16 protein-coding genes are annotated in these 20,065 nt (G+C 49.3%); 8 read left to right on the forward strand and 8 right to left on the reverse strand.

Annotated features, from left to right (window positions below; translation table 11 throughout):
• Positions 1-239: 239 nt before the first annotated feature.
• On the reverse strand, positions 240-1,184 hold the full coding sequence (locus tag MKY44_RS26320) for a MerR family transcriptional regulator (RefSeq protein WP_341009230.1): 945 nt from the start codon (positions 1,182-1,184) through the stop codon (positions 240-242).
• Positions 1,185-1,451: 267 nt separating this feature from the next.
• On the opposite strand from MKY44_RS26320, the gene MKY44_RS26325 reads away from it, so the two are divergent.
• The 8 genes from MKY44_RS26325 to MKY44_RS26360 all read left to right on the forward strand — a co-directional run bounded on the left by MKY44_RS26325 (position 1,452) and on the right by MKY44_RS26360 (position 11,331).
• Positions 1,452-2,927, forward strand: coding sequence for a phospholipase D family protein (locus MKY44_RS26325; RefSeq protein ID WP_341009231.1), 1,476 nt, complete (start codon positions 1,452-1,454; stop codon positions 2,925-2,927).
• Positions 2,928-3,053: 126 nt separating this feature from the next.
• A complete protein-coding gene (locus tag MKY44_RS26330; protein ID WP_341009233.1) occupies positions 3,054-3,677 on the forward strand; it encodes a TetR/AcrR family transcriptional regulator in 624 nt (207 codons plus the stop codon).
• A complete protein-coding gene (locus MKY44_RS26335) occupies positions 3,674-4,015 on the forward strand; it encodes a DMT family transporter (protein ID WP_341009235.1) in 342 nt (113 codons plus the stop codon). The genes MKY44_RS26330 and MKY44_RS26335 overlap by 4 nt, the downstream gene beginning before the upstream one ends.
• Complete coding sequence (locus MKY44_RS26340) at positions 4,015-4,329, forward strand: DMT family transporter (RefSeq protein WP_017691901.1); 315 nt, start codon at positions 4,015-4,017, stop codon at positions 4,327-4,329. The genes MKY44_RS26335 and MKY44_RS26340 overlap by 1 nt, the downstream gene beginning before the upstream one ends.
• Before the next feature lie 300 nt (positions 4,330-4,629).
• A complete protein-coding gene (locus tag MKY44_RS26345) occupies positions 4,630-4,761 on the forward strand; it encodes a hypothetical protein (RefSeq protein WP_341009237.1) in 132 nt (43 codons plus the stop codon).
• A 213-nt stretch (positions 4,762-4,974) separates the two neighbouring features.
• Positions 4,975-5,922: a TetR/AcrR family transcriptional regulator gene (locus MKY44_RS26350; RefSeq protein ID WP_341009239.1), complete on the forward strand. Its 948-nt coding sequence runs from the start codon at positions 4,975-4,977 to the stop codon at positions 5,920-5,922.
• 33 nt (positions 5,923-5,955) lie between these two features.
• Complete coding sequence (locus tag MKY44_RS26355) at positions 5,956-9,192, forward strand: efflux RND transporter permease subunit (protein WP_341009241.1); 3,237 nt, start codon at positions 5,956-5,958, stop codon at positions 9,190-9,192.
• A gap of 462 nt (positions 9,193-9,654) precedes the next feature.
• Complete coding sequence (locus tag MKY44_RS26360) at positions 9,655-11,331, forward strand: PucR family transcriptional regulator (RefSeq protein WP_341009243.1); 1,677 nt, start codon at positions 9,655-9,657, stop codon at positions 11,329-11,331.
• A gap of 15 nt (positions 11,332-11,346) precedes the next feature.
• Here MKY44_RS26360 and MKY44_RS26365 read toward each other — a convergent pair whose 3' ends face one another.
• The 7 genes from MKY44_RS26365 to MKY44_RS26395 all read right to left on the reverse strand — a co-directional run bounded on the left by MKY44_RS26365 (position 11,347) and on the right by MKY44_RS26395 (position 20,047).
• Positions 11,347-11,574, reverse strand: a complete 228-nt coding sequence (locus tag MKY44_RS26365; RefSeq protein WP_062836929.1) for a hypothetical protein — start codon at positions 11,572-11,574, stop codon at positions 11,347-11,349.
• Positions 11,574-13,019 carry a dihydropyrimidinase gene (gene hydA, locus MKY44_RS26370; protein ID WP_341009245.1) on the reverse strand — a complete coding sequence of 482 codons (1,446 nt, stop codon included), beginning with the start codon at positions 13,017-13,019 and terminating at the stop codon, positions 11,574-11,576. Before hydA ends, MKY44_RS26365 begins: the two co-directional genes overlap by 1 nt.
• Positions 13,016-14,311 carry an NAD-dependent dihydropyrimidine dehydrogenase subunit PreA gene (gene preA / locus MKY44_RS26375; RefSeq protein WP_076253639.1) on the reverse strand — a complete coding sequence of 432 codons (1,296 nt, stop codon included), beginning with the start codon at positions 14,309-14,311 and terminating at the stop codon, positions 13,016-13,018. The genes hydA and preA overlap by 4 nt, the downstream gene beginning before the upstream one ends.
• Positions 14,312-14,983: 672 nt before the next feature.
• Positions 14,984-16,351, reverse strand: coding sequence for an NAD(P)-dependent oxidoreductase (locus tag MKY44_RS26380; RefSeq protein WP_341009952.1), 1,368 nt, complete (start codon positions 16,349-16,351; stop codon positions 14,984-14,986).
• Between the two features lie 50 nt (positions 16,352-16,401).
• Positions 16,402-17,283: a nitrilase-related carbon-nitrogen hydrolase gene (locus MKY44_RS26385; protein ID WP_341009247.1), complete on the reverse strand. Its 882-nt coding sequence runs from the start codon at positions 17,281-17,283 to the stop codon at positions 16,402-16,404.
• Positions 17,284-17,287: 4 nt separating this feature from the next.
• Positions 17,288-18,577 (reverse strand): M20 family metallo-hydrolase, encoded by a 1,290-nt coding sequence (locus tag MKY44_RS26390; protein ID WP_341009248.1) that lies wholly within the window; start codon positions 18,575-18,577, stop codon positions 17,288-17,290.
• Positions 18,578-18,673: 96 nt separating this feature from the next.
• Positions 18,674-20,047: an aspartate aminotransferase family protein gene (locus tag MKY44_RS26395; protein WP_341009249.1), complete on the reverse strand. Its 1,374-nt coding sequence runs from the start codon at positions 20,045-20,047 to the stop codon at positions 18,674-18,676.
• Positions 20,048-20,065 lie beyond the last annotated feature (18 nt).

Below are 20,065 nucleotides of genomic sequence, written 5' to 3' on the forward strand. Positions count from 1 at the left end.
ATCCTATAGTTCTCTAGCCCCTAACCTATTATTAAACCGCCCAAGAACACTTCAAGCGGTAACTAGCAAAAACATTATACAAATATAATACAAATATTATACGACCTTGTAAACCAAAAAATGACCCGTCGGTCAAAATGTCTGGTAATCCATTTATAAACACAAAAAACACCCTTTGATCACTTTCGTCAAAGGATGTCCTTTATACACTAACCTATTCATATCATTTGAGATTATGTTTAATTATTGGCCTGTCCGAACCGTGCACCAGGTGATCGCTCGGAGAGATATTCACGCTCCATCCACGACTGCCAGTCCGCAGAACTCTCCGGCATAATCCATTGCGGATAACGCGCATGCTCTGCACGCTCATAGCCTTTACCTCCAAGTACAAAGCGAATATGCGGGAACTCGTTCATAATCCGCTCGACGAGCTGATCACATTTTTCAAGAAGTCCTGGACTTGTGATCGACAGGCAGACCAACTTGATCTTTTGCTCCCGGATAATCGGGAAGATGCCTTCTTCTGGCGTGTTCGCACCGAGATACAGTACTTCTGCTCCATTTTTACGCATAAAAAGAGAGAACAGCAGCAATCCGACCTGATGGTGCTCCCCTTCCGGACACAACGCCAGAACTTTGGGCAGATGCGGATAGATCGGGAACAGATGGAAAAACTGATAAAACCGCTGTGATATCAGCTGTGTCATGAAGTGTTCCTGAGCCACCGAAGCCCTGCCTTGCTCCCATGCATCTCCAACCCGAACCAGAATGGGTACCAGCACATGATAGAACATCGAGTCATATCCATACATGGTGAAACCAAAATCAATCAGACCATTGGCACGTTCACCCTGAAAGTTGTAGAGCGAGTCATAGATCTGATCTGCCATGCGTGCGTAGGCTTCTTCCATCGTAGGCACCGGAGCCATGATCGGCGTGGGTATAGCTTCGGGCGGATTTAATTTGTTTACTTTCAGCATCCGTACCGCTTCCGAAATATTGGTCTGATGTAGCTCAACCTGTTCTTTCAACCAGCGCAGATCCGCAACATTCTCTTCGGTATACATTCGATAACCCGATTCCGTCCGCTCAGGGGTGACCGCACTATACCGATTCTCCCAAGCCCGGAGCGTCACCGTCGGGATACCGAGCATGGCAGCGACTTGTTTGATGGAATACACCTTATTACCCACTTTCTTTCCTAAATGTCCAGATTTCACAGGTTATATCATTGGTTCCCCGTCCTTGTCAGGCATATGAAAACCCTAACATTCTACAAAAATAATACACTCATTATACACAACGCTCAGACACCTGTCGATTGCATCCTGCCAATTTTGCCATATGCATTTTACCGCTACATTCGTTATGCTAGCGGGTTCTCCTGCGTCAACGTTATCATCCGTGTGGTAATAGAAGTCAGCAAGTATAGAAGGGGGAGTCCACCGTTGGTCTCATTACGCCGCCATACATCAGACCGCAAGTCTTCACGCGGCAAATTTCCATACCTACGAACAGGAATCGTCCTATTGGTCCTATGGCTCATCGCCGTCATGCTCTATCAAACCTACAAACCATTACCAGCGGGCATTTCCTACGAAAGTCCGGAGTATCGTGTGGATCAAGTCGAGTTCCTGCATGACCTCACTTATCCTTCCTCCGACGGACAGATGGAGCACGAACAGCAGATTTTCCAGCGCATGATGCAAATTGTGGAGGAAGCAGAGCAGTTTGTCCTGGTGGATATGTTCCTGTTCAATAATTATCAGCACAAGGGACAGAACTTTCCTCCCGTGAGTACTGAATTCACCGAGGCTCTGGTCGCCAAAAAAAATCAGCATCCTGATATGGATATCTGGTTCATTACAGATGAAGTAAATACCAACTATAACTCAGCACCCAATCCGTTACTGGAACAAATGAAACAAGCAGGCATTCATGTGGTCATCACGGATGTGGACCCTTTGCGTGATTCAACTCCAGTATACTCTGCGGTCTGGCGGACCTTCTTCCAATGGTTCGGCCAATCCGGAGATGGCTGGATCAAAAACCTGATGGCGACGGATGGTCCAGATGTAACTGTACGTTCCTATCTCAAGCTGCTTAATGTGAAAGCCAATCATCGCAAAGTTGTGGTTAGTGAGAAGAAGGCGATTGTCTCTTCTGGCAATATCCATGATGCGAGTGCCTACCACTCGAATATTGCATTTGAAGTAACAGGTCCAATCATTGGCGATATTCTTCAGTCAGAGCAAGCTGTTCTCGACATCTCAGGCGGAGGCCAGGTTCCTGCCTACACAGCGCCTTCCACGGATTCAAACACGGGAGATATACGAATACGTTATTTAACTGAAGGCAAAGTGAATGACGCTGTACTCCATGAGATCAATCAGGCTGGCAAAGGTGACACCTTATGGATGGGCATGTTCTATGTGGCCTCTCCAAAAGTATTGGAAGCCCTGCTGGAAGCCGCAAAACGAGGAACCGAGATCCGGCTTGTACTTGATCCAAATGAAAATGCCTTTGGTCAGGAAAAGATCGGCATTCCGAACCGTCCTGTCGCTGCTGAATTGCATGATAAATCCGACGGTAAAATTCAGATCCGCTGGTATAACACCACCAAGGAGCAATACCATACCAAGATGATCTATCTTGCCAAAGCAACCGGAGATCATATTGTCCTGGGGGGTTCAACTAATTTCACACCCCGAAACATGAATGACTACAATTTGGAAAATGATTTATGGGTTGCTGCTCCTCCAGACAATAAGTTCACGCTTGATATCGCGAATTATTTCGAGCGTATTTGGAATAATGATGATGCGGAGTTCACGTTAGACCTGGATGAGTTCCAGGAGAAGACTACGTTTTTGAAAGGTATCTTATACAAGCTGCAGCTGATTCTGGGTCTTACGACCTTTTGATCAAAAACCACATTCATACCTGTTATATCCGCCTGTACTCTACTGTGCAGGCGGATATTTTCATCTTGACAGGCAATGTGAAGTGTGAAAATATAATTACCTAACGACCGTTAGGAAGGTGATTGAATGACTGCACAATCGATTCGGGATGCAGCCCTGTTCCATTTTGCCAGAGATGGCTATGAGGGAGCTTCTCTAAGGGCTATTGCTGATGAAGTCGGGATTAAAAAACCGTCCATATATGCGCATTTTAGCTGCAAGGATGACTTGTTTTTGCACACTCTGGCCTTTGCTTTTCACGAGGTAAAACGGCACACACTGGAATATTTCCGCGATCATGCGGATCTGCCATTGGAGCAGAGGCTGAAAGGCTTGTTGATCTGGTTCGAACAAGAATACAATGCCCATGCTTCGGCTCGTTTGATGTTGCGCAATTGTTTCTACCCACCACTTTCTCTGTATAGCGAAGTGATGGATCAGGTGTATCCGTTTATCGATGGCATGGAACGTGCTCTGAATCGTCTGCTGCAACGGGCAATGCGTAATGGAGATATACCGCCCCTTCCGGCGGAACAAGCCGCCATTGCATTTATGACTTTTCTGGACGGTATTACCGTGGAGATCATTTATGGAAGTTCCCGTCGATATAAGAGACGGTTGGAAGCAGCCTGGCCTGTTTTTTGGCATGGCATTCATTATCTGAACGAAGAGGCACAAAGCGTTGTGCCGGAAGGAGATTCAACATCATGAACCGCAACTGGTTATATGTATTTATCGGTGGAATTATAGAGATTGTGTGGGTAAGCGGGCTGAAACATGCCTCGAATGCCTGGGAGTGGACTTTGACGGGGATTGCGATCGTGATCAGCTTTGGACTGATCATTGCCGCTTCCAAAAGACTGCCTGTGGGTACGGTGTATGCCGTCTTTACGGGAATTGGTACGGCGGGTACCGTCCTTACGGAAATGGTACTGTTCGGTGAGCCGTTCCGCTTGGCCAAAGTATTGCTCATCGGGCTGCTGCTCTGCGGCGTAATCGGACTGAAGCTGGTTACCGATCAGCAAGAAGCCCAAGGAGGTGCAGTATAATGGCTTGGATGGCAATTGTAGGTGCAGGGATATGTGAAATTTTCGGCGTGATCGGTATCAATGGTGCTTCCACCAAGAAAGGATGGCCATACATCGTTCTGATGCTGGTATCGTTTGTGTTCAGCTTTTCGCTGTTGTCCTACGCCATGACGTCCATTCCCATGGGCACAGCGTATGCCGTGTGGACGGGGATCGGGACGGTCGGCAGTACGTTAACAGGCATGTTCCTGTTCGGTGAACGGAAAGAAGCGAAGCGGATCCTGTTTATCGCGATGATTTTGGTGGCAGCCGTTGGTCTGAAACTGATCACATAATGGAACAACTGAATTACACTTTATATCTCCGATTGCAGTACCACTTTCCGATCGCTGTTATCCCCAGATTTCTTTAATTCCCTTTGAAGAGGGATAAATCCGGTGATAAAGGCGAATACTTCGTTTCTTCAAGTTGGTTCTGCAATCTCCGTTATCATGTAATTCTTAGCCTCCATTATGATATCTATTAAATTTTGTAATCTAAAAAAGACGACTTCGATCAGGAAGTCGTCTTTTTAGGATATGATATAAATAGGAAACCTCTTTAAACTTTGCTACGTAAGAAAGGATGTCGTAATCATGAAAAAATTATTGGCACGCATGGGCTCTTATACAGGGTATACCCTTCTGATCGGCATGGCCATCTTCTATCTCATCGCTCTAGTCGCCATTATTATACTCGCCTTGTACGCCTTCACTGGAGAAAACTAACTTAAACGTTCTTGATACCTTATCCATAACGTACATACAAGCTACACCTTGTTACTTGCCGTCTCTACTTCCACTTGATCAACCTCTTTTCTCCGCTCTAATTTTCCAATTTACTCCCATTTGAATTCCTTCAACCAGATCGTTTATACTAAGTTTGACCCTAGAGTCAATTCAAGAACTCATAAGTTCCCTGATGAGGTGAAAGTATCGTTAATGAACCCTATACATGAGATGAATGAGAAGAAAAAACTCATCATTACTACAGCACTCAAGCTATTCTCGGAAAAAGGCAGTGCCGCAACCTCCATGCAGGAGATTGCAGAGATATGCGGGATGTCTAAGGGAAGCCTTTACCTTATATTCAAATCCAAAGAGGAATTGGAAGACAGCACGATGGAGTACTGCTTATTTACACTCATAGACGAACTATCCCAGATCGAACATGAAGCTGACCTTACTCCGAGAGAACGTTCACACAAACAGATCGAGACACTACTGGGCCATGTGTCCGAGCTAAAGGAATTTTTGCGTGTACAGATGCAAAGCATGATGATGAATGATGAGCCACATCGCAAGGAAAAATGCAGCCCGCAGCATAAAGATCTGGAGATCCTTACCCTACACGGTTTCAAGGACAAACTGGAAGATATGTACGGACCGGAGATTGAACCCTATACGATAGATCTTATTTTGCTCATACAGGGTATGTTCCTCTCCTACGTTAAGATCTGGTTTACCGAAATGCCTTCCCTTACCGTCTCCAAAATGGCAACCAATATGCTGCAAATGATTGATTATGCAGCTTACGGATTGCTCGATCAGCGCCCTGCGCCTTTGATTTTGTTGGAAGACTGGCCCGCATGGAATAGTGATCCAAACACAGACTCCACTGTGATGCGTCATCCCATTCACATCATCAAGCAAATGCAGGATATCGCTGGTTCCGAATTGCCCGCAGGGCAAAAAAAGAATGATGTGCTCGAAACTATCGCCATTCTCAGACAGGAGATGATGGAATTCACGCCTCGGCGTGCCATCATTCTCGGCATGATGCACAATTTGGAGAGCGTATCTGCCATTAAACCTTTGCACTCTGAGCTTAAGCACAGTCTGGATGCCAAGTATAGCCGGTTTATCCAGGCTGACTCGTCACACATATAAACAGGAGAAACAGAGAGGAGAAGAAACCATCGTATGAAAGGTATTATTAATTTTTCACTGAACAACAAGTTTGCGATCTGGATTCTGACAATTATCATCTCTTTTGCAGGTCTGTACAGCGGACTGACGATGAAACAAGAGACAATCCCGAACATCAACGTACCGTTTCTGAATGTCACTGCCATTGATCCGGGGGCTGCACCGGAGGGAATTGTTGAGGATGTCACGAAGCCGCTGGAAGTAAAACTACGTAATGTAGATGGCGTGAAGACGGTGACCTCCACTTCCATGGAGAATGCAGCATCGATCACACTCGAATTTGATTATGGAACAGATCTGACCAACGCAACGGCAACCGTTCGTGAGGCACTGAATGAAGTACAACTGCCTGACAGTGTGCAGAAGCCGACCATTTCCAAGTTCAGCATTAACTCTTTCCCGGTTGTATCTCTGAGCCTGTCCGACAAGGACGGCGGTGACCTGGAACAATTGACACGACTGGTTGAATCGGATATTCAGCCTGCACTCGAAGATATTGACGGTGTAGCTCAGGTTCAGGTGTCCGGTCAATATGTGAAAGAAGTTCAATTGAAGTTTGATCAAGCCAAAATGGCCGAGCTGGGCCTGACCGAAGATACGGTAAACGGCATCGTTCAAGGTTCATCCATTCGTGTGCCCCTTGGACTGTTTGAACTGGACAAATCCCAGAAGGCCGTTGTTGTAGATGGAAACATCGTCGACATCGATGATCTGAAAAACCTTGCCATTCCAGTTGTACCCGGCGGTGCTGGCGCTTCTGCAGGTAATGGTGCAAGCGCAGCCCCACAAGGCTCTGGAGCACCAACTGGTGAAGCTGGTCAAGGTACCACTCCTGGCTCTGCACAAGGAACAGACCAGGCTGCTGGGCAAGCCGCTGGTGGTAATGCCAGTGTGGGTAGCCCTTCAGGTGCTGCCAACGCAGCTGGTATCCCGACAGTAAAATTAAGTGAAATTGCCAAGATCGAAGTCATCGGTCAAGCGGAATCCATTTCCCGGACAGACGGCAAGGAATCGATCGGTATTTCCATTGTAAAATCCAACGATGCCAACACAGTTGATGTCGTTAACGCAGTCAAAGATAAAGCGGAAGAGTTGCAATCGCAGTTCAAAAATGCTGATTTGACTGTCCTGCTCGACCAAGGTAAGCCGATTCAGGACTCGGTGAACACGATGTTGGGCAAAGCCGTTTTTGGCGCATTGTTTGCCATCCTGATCATCCTGCTCTTCCTGCGTAATATTCGTTCAACCATTATCTCCATTATCTCGATCCCGCTCTCCTTGCTCATGGCATTGACTGCGCTCAATATGATGGATATCACCTTGAACATGATGACGCTGGGTGCCATGACGGTTGCCATCGGACGGGTTGTCGATGACTCCATCGTTGTTATCGAGAACATCTACCGCAGATTAACACTCAAAGGTGAGAAACTGAAAGGCCGTGAACTGGTTCGCGAAGCAACACGCGAGATGTTTGTGCCAATCCTTTCTTCCACGATCGTAACAATTGCGGTATTCCTGCCACTGGCATTGGTAAGCGGTATGGTCGGTGAGTTATTCACGCCATTTGCACTGACCATGGTATTCGCTTTGCTGGCATCCCTGATCGTTGCTATTACCATTGTGCCGATGCTTGCGCACACCCTGTTCCGTGGAGGGTTGAAGAACAAGCAAAATCACGAAGAAAAACCAGGCAAGATGGCCGAAGGTTACAAACGCCTGCTGAACTGGACACTGTCACACAAACTCATCACAGTCAGTATTGCAGTGATCTTGCTGGTCGGCAGTTTGTTCCTGTACCCGTTCATCGGTGCTAGCTTCTTGCCAGAACAACAGGATAAATACGTGACTATTACGTACAGCCCACAAACCGGAGCTTTGCGTGAAGATGTCGAAAAAGAAGCACTCGTTGCCGAGAAGTGGTTGTTGGAACAACCAGGTCTGGAGAAAATGCAATATTCCATCGGCGGCACGAACCCACTGAGCAGTATGGGTGGCGGTGGCGGAAACTCGGCTCTCTTCTATATTGAATATAACGAAGATACGAAAGACTTTACCAAAGTGAAGGAACAGCTTGTAGAAGGTCTGAAGAAAGAAGTTACCGTAGGAACCTGGAATGAGCTCGACATGTCCGGCGGTCTGGGTGGCAGCGGCCTGAGTCTCTCCATCTATGGCGATAATGTAGAGCAACTCAAACCTGTGTCGGACGAAATTCTGAAACTGGTTGAAGCGGATACGGATAATTTTGAAAAAGCAGACACCACACTCGCTGACACCTACGGGCAGTATACGCTCGTGGCAGATCAGGAGAAACTAAGTTCCCTGGGCCTGACTGCAGGCCAACTGGCCATGGCACTGAGCCCGGCACGGGAACGTCCTGTGCTCACGGAAGTCGATATTGATAATAAAACGTATAAAGTATATGTAGAGACAGATGACAAAACATTCAACAGTATTAAAGAGATTGAGGATGAGACCGTCACTTCACCGCTTGGCATCGAAGTACCAATCAAAGATGTTGCCAAAGTAGAAGAAGGTACGTCCCCGAACTCCATCATGCAAATTGATGGTAAAGTTGTTGTACAAGTAACAGCCAACATCCTGGCTTCGGATGTAACGAAAGCTTCGAGTAACCTACAGGCTGAGATCGACAAACTGGATCTGCCTGATGGCGTTGAAGTGAAGTTCGGCGGTACAACCGAACAGATTAATGATACCTTTACTCAACTGGGTCTCGCCATGCTGGCGGCCATCGCCATTGTATACTTTGTACTCGTTGTTACATTCGGCGGCGGATTGGCACCATTCGCAATCCTGTTCTCCCTGCCATTTACGGTTATCGGTATTATGGTAGGTCTGTTCATCGCTGGTGGTACGCTTGACGTCTCCGCCATGATGGGTGGACTGATGCTCATCGGGATCGTGGTCACCAACGCCATCGTGTTGATCGACCGTGTTATTCACAAGGAAAAAGAGGGTATGCCTACCCGTGAAGCCTTGCTGGAAGCCGGTGCAACTCGTCTGCGTCCAATTCTGATGACCGCTCTCGCGACCATCGGTGCCCTGTTGCCACTGGTTACGGGCCTCGAAGAAAGTGCGGGGATCATCTCGAAAGGATTAGGAATTACCGTAATCGGTGGTCTGATCAGCTCCACGCTGCTCACGCTGGTTATCGTACCGATTGTGTATGAGTTCCTGATGAAATTTAAAAAGAAAAGAATCGAAGATTAAGAAGTCGTTGATCGTGCTCATGTAACGGTTCGAGTACAACTTAAATGTAGACTATACTATCTAACTTCTCGCCCCTTAGCGCATATTGGAATGGTTGAATTCCGATGTGATGCTAAGGGGCTTTTTTTATTTAAGCATTTTGCATAAATCCCATGAGCGTCTTCCAATCAGCAAGATATAGATCGAAATGATTCTATTCGTCTATACCTTGTACCCGTGAGCGATTGGAATCGAATTATGCAAAATGCTGATGTAAATTTACACGATACATAGACTGACATAGAAATTCTTCATTTTAATCAAAATCACAAAAAGAATAGACTTGATTGTCATTTGAAACAAATGAGCGTGAGATTTCAGCCCATCCGCTGTAAATCAACTTATAATATGGATTAATTATGTAAGTTGACGGATTCCAGACTTCAGATAGATCACATGTGATTGGGGAAGGATGGTGGTTGTGTGGGGGAGACAATGCTTCATATTCAGATCAGAGACATGTTAAAACGTCCCGTATTTCGCAAGGCGGAAGTTCTGGCCAGTGATCGTGCATTGGAGCGGTATGTTCGCTGGGTTCATATCATGGAGGTTCCTGAGGTAGGGGACTTGCTCAATGGCGGGGAATTGGTACTTACGACAGGCATTGGCTGGCAGGAAGGTGAGCAGCATGGCCTGTCTTTTTTGCGTCAGTTAATTGCACGTGGGGCTGCCGGACTCTGTATGGAACTGGGGGATCACACCAAGTCGCAGCTCAGGGCTATGAAAGAAATTGCAGTAGCAGCGGATTTTCCGTTGATCTGGTTCCACGAACAAGTCCGTTATATCGATATTACGCAAGACCTGCATTTCACTCTGATTCGTAGTCATCAGCGGATGATCGCTGAACTCGATAGTCTCACCACCTCATTTAACCAACTTCTTCTGAATGGAGATGGCGTACAACCCCTGCTTCGATTACTGTCAAGAACAACCGGATGTGCCGTGGCGTTATATCCACTTGAAGGGGAAGCAAGTGCCGTTCCCTACTGCCCTCCAGAGCAGCTGGAGACTCGTCGGCAGGATTGGTTTTTGCAGCGGGAACATTTGACGGGAGAAGATATTCCGAATATAATGCGGCTGTCAGATAACACATTACATGCACTCAGCATGCCTGTTCAGGCGTTAGACTACACCTTTGCCGACCTTGTGCTGATGCATCAAAAGCTGACGGATCAAGATTCAAGCATACCGATCAAACCTTCGGATGAATTCGTCATTCAGGCACTGGAACGTTGCGCGGCCGCAATTGCCCAGGACTGGATGCGAACCAAATACATGGAAGAGAAACGCCGCTACAAAGAAGATATGTGGGTCATTGACTGGCTTAACGGACATCACTCCACGAAGGAAATCCATGAATATGTATCCACCGTTAATCCCCTTCTCGCAACGAGCAAAGCCACCATAATCTTATTCGACAGTAACCCCGCATACACAGACAGCCTCAAACTTCAGAAATTATTGATCCAACGCAACATCGTCGCCCGTTCCGTGTTCGCTCGGGAGAACTTCACCCTCTACAGCACCGTTCTGAATCACCAGATCATTCTTATCATTCTCGACCCACTACCTGGATCTCAGCGCAAAAGCAGCCTCTGGCGCTGCATCGAACAGCTGCAGCAGCACGAGCAGGAACAGACCCACTGCCTCTTCTCAGGCTTGATCGGTATCGGTCATAACTGCACGGACCTCTCTCGTCTCAAGGATAGTCTGGAATCCGCGAAGGAGACACTGCGAATTCAGAAGGACATCGGCGAGATGCAGCAGCCCTTTTACAGCAACCTTCATTGTTATCGAATCATTGCCAGCATGAAGCAGAGCGGTAATCTGGATGATTTTATCGAAGAATATTTGGGGCCGCTCATCCGTTACGATGTAGAGAAAGGAGGTCAGCTGCTGCGCACGCTCAAGCAATATTTGGTCCTGTGCTGCTCTAAGCAAGAGACGGCCACCGCGCTATATATCGTCAGACAGACGCTGTATCACCGTTTGGACAAAATCGAAGCCCTTTTGGGAGAAGACTACATCCTCCCCGAGAAAAGGGTTGCAATCGAACTTGCCATCTACGCCTATGAGTATGTTCATGGTCCAATCGCGTGAAGAGCTGAGCATGGTCTAAGCTCCCCGCTGCTCCTGAAGCTGACGAATCAGAATATGACTGAACCACTTCCGTCCAGACGCCGTGCCCACGTATTGCTCTTGTTTCTCTTCGGGAAGATCCGGGTGCCCCCATATGACGTGAGCACCCTCCAGATGTTCCCGTACCGCATAGATCCGATAACCCTGCGCAACCATTCGCTCTATGGCGATCCTCTCGGCCTCAAACACATCATGATCCGACATCAGCTTCTCCCTCCATTCACTGCCGTCACAGGCTGTTTCATCGGTATGGGTGCGCCTGCATCATACTTCTTGCGCTTCACATACTGGCCTGACCCTGCCAATCCGGCAAATTGCCGATCTCGAATGACATACTCCCCGCGGCACAACACCGTCACCGGACAACCTTGTACCTGCATACCTTCAAATGCACTGTAATCCACATTCATATGATGCGTATCTGCCGAGATCACCCTGTTTACAGATGGATCAAAAATAACGATATCCGCATCTGTCCCTACAGCCAGAGTCCCTTTCTGCGGAAATAGTCCAAATAACTTGCTCGCTCTTGTCGAACATAGATCGACCCACTGATTGAGCGTAATCCGCCCCTTGACTACGCCTTCCGAATACAGAATGCTGAGGCGATCTTCGATGACAGGTCCCCCGTTCGGAATCTTGCTAAAATCATCCTTGCCCAGGTCCTTCTGCCCTTTGAAATTAAACGAGCAATGATCAGAGCCAATCGTCTGCAACTGACCGCTTTTCAATGCGTTCCACAGTACTTCCTGATGAGCCGCTTCCCGTAGCGGTGGTGACCAGACATACTTTGCACCCTCGAAGTCCGGCTGATCCATGATCGACTGATCCAACGTCAAATACTGAGGACAGGTCTCCCCCCAGATTCGATAGCCCATTTCACGCATACGCGCGATCTGCTCCACAGCCTCCGCACAGGTCACATGCACCACATACAGCTGTGAATCCGCAAGTGCAGCCAAACGGGCCGCCCGGCCTGTCGCTTCTCCCTCCAGCATGGATGGGCGTGTTAAGGCATGATGAATTGGTTCCGTGCGCCCTTCGGCGAGCGCCTGTCGAACCAGCAGGTCAATGACATCCCCGTTCTCGGCATGAACCATCACGAGTGCGCCGTATTCTTTTGCCTTTTGCAACGTCTGGAAGAGAATCCCGTCATCGGCCTGAAACTGGTTTTTGTACGCCATGAACACCTTGAAGGATGATACACCCTCTTCTTCAATGATCTGCGGTAACTCTTCCAGCACCTGATCATTCATCTCGCCGATCATGAGATGGAAACCGTAGTCGATGGCGGCTTTACCCTCGGCTTTGGCATGCCACTCTTGGAGGGATTCGATTAATGGACGGCCTTTTTGTGTCAGGCAGAAATCAATGATCGTTGTTGTACCACCAAAGGCTGCCGCTGTTGTTCCCGTCGCAAAATCATCCGCCGTTACCGTTCCACCAAATGGCATATCCAGATGTGTATGCGGGTCGATACCGCCCGGAATGACGTAACAACCCGCTGCATTCAAGATTTCCGTTCGTTCGTCAGGCACCAGTCCGATGCCAATCTGTGTGATTTTACCCTTTTCGATCAAAATATCTGCTTCAAAGGTATCTGACGCTGTCACCAACACACCATTACGAATCAATTTGCGGGTACTCATGATATCGCCTCCTTGGTTGATTGATCTCTAACCGATTGCAGCATCGCAATTGCAGACTGACGTTCATTCCAGGTTACAGGTTCCTGTTCAGGTACAAGTTCAACCATCTCAATTGCCCCATCCACCGGGCAAACGATCGAACACAGATTACAGCCAACACAGTCCTCTTCCACCACTTCCAGATAGGAGCCAGACGGGTCAGTCAACATATCAATACATTGATGCGAGGTGTCCTCACAAGCAATATGGCATTTGTTGCAATTGATGCAGACATCGCGGTTGATGCGGGCGACCACTTTGTAGTTCAGATCGAGATTGCCCCAATCCGAGTAACGTGGAACCGTCTGACCTACCAGTTCTGCTACACTGCTCAGACCCTTTTCATCCAGATAATCGTTCAGCCCATCAATCATTTCCTCCACAATACGGAATCCATGATGCATCGCTGCGGTACATACCTGAACCCCTGTAGCGCCCATGAGCAGAAACTCTGCGGTATCCCGCCAATCAGATATGCCGCCTATGCCAGAGATCGGCACACCCACCTCCGGATTACGTGCACACTCCGCAACCATGTTCAGTGCAATTGGCTTCACAGCTGGGCCACAGTATCCACCATGTGCTCCTTTGCCGCCCACATGGGGCACGGTATTCCACGAATCCAGATCCACACCTGCCAGAGAGTTAATTGTATTGATCAGGGAGATCGCATCTGCGCCACCGCGGACAGCTGCCCGGGCAGTCGCCGTAATATCCGTGATATTCGGCGTGAGTTTCACGATCACCGGTGTGGTCGCCACTTCCTTCACCCACATCGTCTGGAGTTCGACCAGGTCAGGTTGCTGACCAGAGGCGGCTCCCATACCACGTTCGGCCATGCCATGCGGGCAACCAAAGTTCAGCTCCAGGCCATCGACGCCGACAGCCTCCACCTTTTTGACAATCTCATGCCACTTCTCCCGCGTAGGTTCCACCATCAGTGAAGCGATAACCGCACGGTCCGGGAAGCGTTTTTTGGTCTCGGCGATCTCCCGCAGATTCACTTCCAGCGGACGATCGGATATCAATTCAATATTATTAAACCCCGCCACCCGTTGCCCACCAAAATGGACCGCCGCGAAACGCGAGGATGTATTGATAATTGGCTCACCCAGTGTCTTCCACACCGCACCACCCCAGCCCGCCTCGAACGCACGCTGGACCTGATACCCCGTATTGGTTGGTGGTGCAGAAGCCAGCCAGAATGGATTGGGTGATCGAATACCTGCCAGATTAATGGATAAGTCAGCCATAACGATCCCTCCTTGGTGTTGTTTGAACTTACTATATAAGTTGAACTAAAGATTATTTACACTGACACTACGATGACAGAATAACCTTCCAATCGCTGTTATCCCCAGATTTTTTTGATTCCCTTTTCCGAAAGGGAAAATCCGGGGATAAAGGCGAACGCTTTGCTTTTTCAGGTTTTTTCTGTCCTCTCCGTTATCGTGTAAATGATTAGTTCAACTTATATAGTTACACTGGAATATTTGGTCATGCTCAGGATCTCTGCGTAGTAATGGTGTTTCTGGATAACACCTAAATTCTAACGAGCCGTAGACCTCTTATTCCGTCCCTATGCGGTGAATTCAAAATCTTACGAATCGTAGAAAGCTTATTTTGCTGTATTCGCTCATTTCGGCTTCATTTCAACGGTTTATTATCAAAATAAGACGTGTAAGATTCGTTAGATTTTTTCAATCCTCCATAATTGCCACTATAAGGTGTGTAGGGTTTGTTAGCGTGTCAGGTACACGAGAATTTGATGTACCCACACTTCTTGCTCAGATCTGATCTACACCTCTATCACTCTAACAGTCCCTTGCGCCCTCCCACCCTCGCCTCTCCTTGTACTCTCTCCTTACACCCTTTCATTGCACGGTTTCCGTGTACTCTCCACTTTTCCTTGTCTCGCTCACAACTCACGCCGTCTCTTCCACCTGTCCAGGCAACGCCTTCACGACTGCCGCAGCAGCCAGCTTACCTTGTTGTGCAGCCGAGACAACCATCGCCTCACCCTGGCCCTGACCAAAAATGACATCTCCTGCCGCATAGATCTGAGGGTGTGAGGTACGGTACGTATGCGGCTCGATCTCTACGACACCCCAGTGGTGACGAAGCCCAAACGCTTCGATTAATGGTAATAAACGATGCTGCCCAATCGCCCGGATGACGGTATCACATTCAATCATGAACTCCGATCCCTCCACAGGCACGGGCAACGCACGCCCACCCCCAGGCGGGGTAATTAGCTCCATTTTCATACATTCCACAGCTTGAACCCGACCGTTCTCGTCTCCAATAATACGCTGCGGCATCGTAAACCAGCGGAACTCCACACCCTCCTGCTTGGCAAACGTATATTCAAACGCATACGCCGTCATCTGGCTTTCCCCGCGCCGATATAACATCTGCACCCGCTCGGCACCAAGACGTACCGAACAGGTTGCTGCATCTACCGCCGTATTACCCGCGCCAATAACGGCGACCTTCAGACCATTCAGCGCGGGTGGAACACCCTGCTTGGTAGACTCCACCAGTTCAATCGCATCATAGACACCTTCCAGTGTCTCTCCTTCAATGCCCAGCATAGGTACTGAACCCATGCCACAGGCCAGAATGACTGTTTCATGCTGCTCCAGCAACTGCGATGCAGGAATATCCACACCGATGCGCACTCCATAACGGATCTGTACACCAAGCGCTTCTACCTGCTCCACTTCCCATAGCGCAACCGATTCGGGCAAACGGAAAGATACGATGCCGTACGTATTCAGCCCACCGCCTTTGGGTTTGGCTTCATAGATCGTCACCTCATACCCTGCACGCCCCAGTTCACGTGCCGCCGACAATCCCGCAGGCCCGGCTCCCACAACAGCGACGGTTCTCCCATTGGCAGGTGCTGCCTGGAATAACGGCTCATTCTTCGCCCGTGCCCAGTCGGTGGCATAACGCTGCAAGTCACCAATCCGAATCGGCTTCGACGATTCGTTTAGCACACATGCGCCTTCACACAATTCCTCTGTGGGACAGACACGTGCACAGCTGGCTCCAACCGGATTCGCATCCATAATGGTGCGGGCCGAACCTTTCAGGTGCTCTGTGGATATTTTGCTAATAAAAGAAGGGATATTGATGTCGGTCGGACAGGCCTTGATACAAGGTGCATCGTAACAGTACAGACAGCGGTTTGATTCCTCCATCGCTTCCTTGCCTGTCATGGCGGGTTTCATCTCGGCAAAACGACTCTCCCACCCATAATCGGATAACGTTGTTCCTGAGCTGTTCATCAATGTCATGCACCTCCTGAAGTTTGATTCGTGCTAGCTTCCATCTACTTTTACTGACTAACCAGATGTTCGTACGTTTCCGGCCTGCGATCGCGGTAGAACTGCCACACATTCCGCACCTCACGAATCATCTCCGTATCCATCTCACCAATAACGACCTCATCCTGATCCCGACTGCCGATCGCTACCATTCTGCCTCGCGGGTCGACCAAGTACGACTGTCCATAAAATTCACCCATATTCCACGGCGCTTCCACGCCGACCCGGTTGATGGCTGCAACATAATAGCCGTTAGCTACCGCGTGAGCAGGCTGCTCCAGTTTCCACAGATATTCCGATGTACCCGCAACCGTAGCGGACGGATTGAACACAATCTCTGCCCCCGCCAGTCCAAGCAATCGTGCCCCTTCCGGAAAATGACGATCATAACAGATGTACACCCCGACTCTGGCGTAGGCTGTATCAAATACCGGAAACCCGAGGTTACCTGGTTTGAAATAATACTTTTCCCAGAACCCATTTGTACCCTCACCTGCTTCCACATGCGGGATATGATGTTTGCGATATTTGCCCAGATACGTACCATCTGCATCAATCACGGCTGCCGTATTGTAATACGAAGCAATGCCCTCCACCTCGTATACCGGCAAAATAATCACCACTGCAAGCTCCTTCGCCAGCTCCTGAAAAAGCTTGGTCGTAGGTCCTTCCGGCACCGGTTCAGCGGATGCATACCATCTGGGATTCTGCTCTGTGCAAAAGTACGGGCCATAGAATACTTCCTGCAATCCAATGATCTTGGCCCCTCGTGCAGCAGCTTCACGGACCAGCGCAATGTGTTTCTGAACCGCAGCCTCCTTATGCACCTCAACGGGAGCCGAACCTTCAATCTCATGAGAAGCCTGGATTAATCCGATGCTGATTTTGCTCATAACGTCACAACGCCTCCTCAGGTAAAATGATTGGTTGGTTCACTCCACTACACATCCTCCGAATGGTGCGATATAACACTTCCGTGCCCAGCCCAATATCCTCTGGCGAGGAATATTCGCTGGGATGATGACTGATGCCGTCCTTGCTGCGGACAAAAATCATGCCATAATCACACACAAGCGATAGGGCCAACGCATCATGGAACGGACCACTCATCAGTTCTGGCAAAGTAACCCCGATCTCTTCCGCGGATGAACGAATCACCGACTTGATTGGCTCTGCACAATACCGCGGCTCACTATTCGTATCCTCTGTCAGTGAGTAGGTTAGACCATATCGGAAACTCACGTCATCCAAAATGTTCATCAATCGGGCTTCAAGCCGGTTCCTGCGCTCCATCTCCATATCTCGCAAATCAACCGTGAAGCTGACTTCCTCCGGAATGATATTCCGCGAGTCTGGAAACACCCTCAGACTTCCCACCGTACCTACGGTTGGAGCTTCCGGGTCTTCTCTCACCATATCGTCAAAAGCCGCAATGACTTTGGCGCTGCCTACCAAAGCATCATGCCGCATCCCCATCGGAACGGAGCCCGCATGACCCGCCATGCCTTTCATCGTCACCGTAAGCCACAACGGACCCGAGATGCCCGTCACCAGACCTACTGGTGCATTCAACGCTTCCAGCACCGGCCCCTGCTCAATGTGCAGCTCCAGATAACTGCCTATGGAACCCGTCGGGTAGATCGCTTCTTCAAAATCGGTAGGAGAACAGCCAAAGGCTTCCAGCGCCTCCCGGCGGGTCACTCCGTTTTTATCCTGCCGCTCCAGTTCGCCTTCTTCCAACTGACCGGTTATGCCACGTGAGCCGAACAGGCCTTTGTTAAAACGGGAACCTTCTTCATCACAAAAGGCAATTACCTCAATTGGCATATGGGGCTGAATGCCATTTTCGATCAGGCACTGCACGGCTTCGAGTGCACCGAGCACACCAATCGCTCCATCATATCGACCGCCATACGGCTGAGAGTCGATGTGGGAACCAATCATGAGGATTGGCAGCGCCTGATCCGCACCTTCCAGACGACCAATCAGATTGCCGAAGGGATCAAGTCGCGTTGTCAAACCGGCATTTTCCATCCAGAGACGAACTTGTATGATGCCGTCCATATCTTCCGGGGTCAGGGCAAGTCGGCAGACACCCGTCTCCGCGATTCGGCCAATCTGTGACAACTGCTCAATTCGCTCATTCAGCCGAAGCTGATTAATGACTTTTCCTGTTGTGGTCTGCATCCTTCCTCGCCTCCTTGCGCTTATTTTCGCGTAATGATATGAAAATTTCATTTTGCTTGCTAAACCGTAAACGCCTGTCGTACCTGTGTATGGCAACTAACCTGCGTCCAGACTACGCAGCGCAACGAGCAAACTTCCAGCGATCAGATCCAGCTCTTCCTCGGTGGTAACAAACGGCGGAGAGATCGTCAAAATGTTTGCAAACCCCGGCACAGTATCGCCGTTCTTGCCAATCAGGATGCCATCCCTTTTACAACTGGCGAGTACCTTCATTACTTTGTCCGCCTCCGCAGGAGACCCGTCTGCTTCTATCAATTCAATGCCACAGGCAAACCCGAATGAACGGATATCCCCCACAATGGACAGCTCCAGCAATGGCTCCAGCTTCTCACGAAGCAGATGTCCCAGTTCTTCCGCGCGGCTGACCAGATTCTCTCGTTCCAGAATCTCCAGATTCGCCAGTGCAACTCGGCAGGACACCGGATTCCCACCAAAGGTATTCACATGGCGAAAATGGGCATCCGGTCCGGGTTCGCGGAACGTGTCATACAGATCGGCTCGCACGGCCGTTGCCGATAGCGGCGAATACGCACTGGTCATGCCTTTTGCCATCGTCACAATATCTGGCTGTACGCCATAGTTCTGATGACCAAACTTCTGCCCGGAGCGGCCAAAACCACAGATTACCTCATCTACAATGAGCAGCACGCCATAGCGCTGACAGATCTCTTGCACGGTGCGCATATAATCCGGCGGGGGCACAATCATGCCGCCTCCTGTGATCACCGGCTCCATAATTACTGCGGCAACCGTCTCAGGACCTTCCCAACGAATCACCTCTTCATAGATGGTTGCACATTCGAGTCCGCATCCATCCTTGTTCCGTCCAAACGGACATCGGTAACAATACGGTGGTGGAACATGAGAGAAACCTACGCCGAGCGGCTCGTATTTGATCTTGCGGGCGGCTTGCCCGGTGGCGCCCAGCGCGCCCATGGAGTTACCGTGATAGGCACGGTGACGGGAGATGAATTTGTGCCGAGTAGGCTCACCATTCTGATGGTGGTACTGACGGGCTATTTTGAAAGCCACTTCATTCGCATCTGAACCTGAGTTGGAGAAGAATATTCGATACTCCCCCTCAAGCCATTCATTCAGCTTCTCCGCCAGCAAAATCGCCGGTTCGTGACTCTGCGTCATCGGTACATAAGCGAGTGCTTTCATCTGTTCGTAGGCACTTCTCGCAATCTCCTCACGGCCATGCCCCACATTCACACACCACAGTCCCGACATCGCATCCAGATAACGCGTACCATCCTGATCGGTGATCCAACTGCCCTCGCCGCTTACTGCAATCATCGGATGATCGTTATGAGGCGAGATGTGATGCCACACGTATTTGCGATCCTTCTCCAGCCATTCTTCCTTCGTACCGCCAAACGGCTGCGGCTGCTGATCTACAGAACTCATTCGTCATCCTCCTCCACA

Source organism: Paenibacillus sp. FSL R7-0026, assembly GCF_038004485.1.
GTDB classification, from domain to species: Bacteria; Bacillota; Bacilli; order Paenibacillales; family Paenibacillaceae; genus Paenibacillus; species Paenibacillus xylanexedens_A.